Source organism: Pseudoalteromonas sp. AWM4_233 (genome assembly GCF_056158285.1).
Genome location: NZ_JBSWSZ010000023.1, coordinates 1 through 2,618, shown reverse-complemented (window position 1 = coordinate 2,618; position 2,618 = coordinate 1). Strand labels below are relative to the sequence as shown.

Annotated in this window: 4 protein-coding genes; 1 reads left to right on the top strand and 3 read right to left on the bottom strand. The window is 41.6% G+C overall.

Annotated features, from left to right (window positions below):
- Positions 1-155: 155 nt before the first annotated feature.
- On the bottom strand, positions 156-314 hold the full coding sequence (locus tag ACXAC4_RS18725; protein ID WP_475164552.1) for a hypothetical protein: 159 nt from the start codon (positions 312-314) through the stop codon (positions 156-158).
- Between the two features lie 348 nt (positions 315-662).
- Here ACXAC4_RS18725 and ACXAC4_RS18720 point away from each other — a divergent pair, with 348 nt between their 5' ends.
- Positions 663-836, top strand: a complete 174-nt coding sequence (locus ACXAC4_RS18720) for a hypothetical protein (RefSeq protein ID WP_475164550.1) — start codon at positions 663-665, stop codon at positions 834-836.
- A 458-nt stretch (positions 837-1,294) separates the two neighbouring features.
- On the opposite strand, the gene ACXAC4_RS18715 is transcribed toward ACXAC4_RS18720, so the two are convergent.
- A complete protein-coding gene (locus ACXAC4_RS18715) occupies positions 1,295-1,741 on the bottom strand; it encodes an acetyltransferase (protein WP_475164548.1) in 447 nt (148 codons plus the stop codon).
- A 182-nt stretch (positions 1,742-1,923) separates the two neighbouring features.
- The coding region (locus ACXAC4_RS18710) for a hypothetical protein (RefSeq protein WP_475164545.1) at positions 1,924-2,618 on the bottom strand (695 nt) is incomplete at its 5' end.

The following is a 2,618-nucleotide window of genomic DNA, read 5'->3' as shown; positions in this document are numbered from 1 at the left end:
AAGGTTAACATACAGCGACTACGCATTCTCATCAGCACCTTGGCCCACTTTGAGATTGAGAATTTTTTCAATGAACTGGTGGCAACGCTGATAGCAGACTTCCTTCAAATTTAGCCTGATAGTCCCGAATAAGGGCTTCTTTTGCTTCCAGTGATTTAGCCTTTCTGAAAAGTGGCTGAGGGAGTTTTACCCATTGATTGACGTTTGTCGGTTTCTTTGCCAGCCCGGTTTAAATGGCGGAAATCGGAAACCGGGACGGTAAAAGCCAGATGGTCAACAAACAGAGTATCGTGGAGCTTCCAGTTCTTATTCATCGAACACCCCTTGCCTACACAATTCAGGGTAATTCTTCGGGGTAATTTCTGTTAACTGGTGTTGGGTGCCATACTCACACGTAAGGAAGTCGCGCGTTTCTGACATAGATTTGAAACCATTCATTACGACACGGCCAGTCTGAACATGTGGCGTTCACGCCTGCTACCGTCGTTGTCGTAATCGATGGTTATCGTAAATCCAAGGCCGTGTTTGATGCGGTATTAATTGTTAGGCGAATACTAAATCTCGATATTGGGCGTGTCAACGCCCTAATATGGGCTTTATGGTGGTGAGCATTTGTGGTCTGGAGTGTGATTTTCTAATAGGATTGAGGGGAGGTTCTCAAATTGGATAAATTGGTGTTTTTAGATTCAGCATTTAAGTATGCGATGATGCAAAGTAAAGGGCTTACGAATAAGTCAGCGTCTGAAGAAATGGGTATTCGCTTACAATACTTATCAAAAGTGGGTGAAATTGGCGCAATACATCAAAGTTTCCAAGTGACGAATATGTTCATTTAATAGCCAAGTATATTGATTGGAACGTTGATGATTTATTCATAGCTATTCAAGCTGCAAAACACGCCAATAGTGAACTTCAGGAGAGGTATGAAAGCTTAATTGACAGTAAAAACCTTGTATTTAAAAAGGTTCTTACTAATGATTAGTAATGGGCCGTTCACTATAGCTTTGGCCACTAAATCAAATCTAGCATCCATTATCATTTTGAGAATTTAACGAATTACGGCCTACCCCTTTTTGGGCGTTACAATACGCCATATTGGGCGTTATTAACTATGTATACATTATGGGAACAACCCATAAAGTGTGGATAGAATGTGATTAGTTAATTTATGCTTTCGCTGTCTTCAATCTAATTTGGTTCTGTAGCCGCTGTTTTACCAGGTTCACAACTTTCATGGAGATATAAAAAAGCCCGACGATTTGCCGGGCCTGTTCAGGTTGGTATTAAATACGATTCAAAGTGACATGTGCAATATCGGATATGGTTTACCTTGTCCGTCAGTGGCTGAACGTCCAGTCACTTTAAAGCCGAGTCGCTGATAGAATCCTGTTGCTTGTGGATTTTGCTCGTTTACATCAACTTTATGTGCCGCCTGATAATCTATAGCGTGACCAGTCAGAAATGAGCCTACGCCATTGCCTCTTTCTTCAGGTGCAATAAATAGCATTTCGATATTGCCGTCATGTACACCGCAGAAGCCTAAAATGTTGCCACTTTGATTGATGGCACATTTTAAATCTACAGCATCAAAATATTGTTCCAGAATCAGTGGCTTTAACTCCTGAATATCTGACTCTGGTAAAAAGTCATGCGTGGCTCTCACCGACGCCTCCCATATTTCAATTAAGGTCAAATAATCAGATGGCTTTGCTGTTTTAATTTCCATAACGATTGGTTCCATGTTGTATTCAGATAAATTTACACAGGAATCTTATCAGCATGATGGATTTTTTCGAAGCCAATTTACTCTTGAATTCAATAATATGTCATTGTGGCGGTACTATGTGGACCCAAACGTAGCTAAAGCACTAAAGTCAGATATATTAGGTGATGCAAGAATTACGCGTAACCGCTTTTACTTATCTAAATCGCTGAAAGTGACGCAATCCGGGTATCAGTTGCAGTCACTAAGTCGATAAGTGTGTCTCGATTGTGATTTGCTTTTTTAAGAAGTCTTGTAATTTCTTCTTGTAGTAGTCGCAGATTGGTACGGCGTTTATCTGCAAATAATAAACGGGCTGCGCTGGTGTAATAATCCCCCAAACTCTCAAAAAACTTTCGGGTAAACGTAACCCCTGTGGTTTCAAATTCTGAAATATCAAACAGGTCCAGTTCCAGCCAGATTTTAATAGATTCTGTAGCAAAGTTGTTTACATCGTAAAAGCCTGGATTACTTAAATCTGCGTCTGAAACTATTTTGGCTTCTCTTGAGCCCACCTGTCTTTTGGCGACATTGTCTGAATAATCAATGGCTGTGCTGTAAATACTGCATGCAACACTGTCGATTACTGCCTGGCTATATCCCAGCTCCACAAGCTTATCGTGAGAAACATTAATACTGATCTGCTCGTGCTCCTGGCGCTCAATAATATTGCCAATATCGTGCAGTGCCGCCGCCAGTCCAATGCGCTCGTAACACTTGTCGGTATAAGCAATGCCAAACCCGCTATCGCCATGCTCACACCTGCAATTAACAGAGCGTAAATAGGCTCGCCACCGAAAATTTTGGTGACCATAAAGCCCAGGATACTGGCGGCGACCAGCTGTGGCAGGGTAAT